Below are 439 nucleotides of genomic sequence, written 5' to 3'. Positions count from 1 at the left end.
GGCACCGGTACAACTACCCTCTCAGCCGCTAATACCTACACTGGTGCGACTACTGTGAGCGGGGGCATTCTGAGTGTTTCATCTTTAGCCAGCGGTGGTAGCAGTAGCAATATTGGTGCCTCTGCCAATATTGCAAGTAATCTCATCTTTGATGGTGGTACCTTGCAGTACACCGGCTCAGGAGTGACTACGGATCGTCTATTTACGATTACCAATAATGGTGGAACGATTGACGCCTCTGGCACTGGCGCCTTAGTTTTTAGTAATACAGGTGCCAGAAGTTACACCGGTACTGCTAACCGCACCCTGACTCTGACTGGCACCTCAACAGCAAGCAATACTTTTGCTGGAGTGTTAGCAGATAACACTGGCGCGACAAATTTAGTCAAGTCTGGTACAGGCACTTGGGTGCTCTCTGGCACCAACACCTACACTGGTG

At 50.1% G+C, this 439-nt stretch carries 1 protein-coding gene; it reads left to right on the top strand.

Annotation, left to right across the window (positions count from 1 at the left end; all coding sequences use genetic code 11):
• A partial coding sequence (locus ICN40_RS11140) for an autotransporter-associated beta strand repeat-containing protein (protein ID WP_216244016.1) occupies nt 1-439 on the top strand: 439 nt, incomplete at both ends.

Origin of the sequence: Polynucleobacter sp. Fuers-14 (assembly GCF_018882045.1) — a bacterium.
GTDB lineage: Bacteria > Pseudomonadota > Gammaproteobacteria > Burkholderiales > Burkholderiaceae > Polynucleobacter.
The sequence above is the reverse complement of the archived record's forward strand: the minus strand, read 5'-3'. Positions and strand labels throughout refer to the sequence as shown.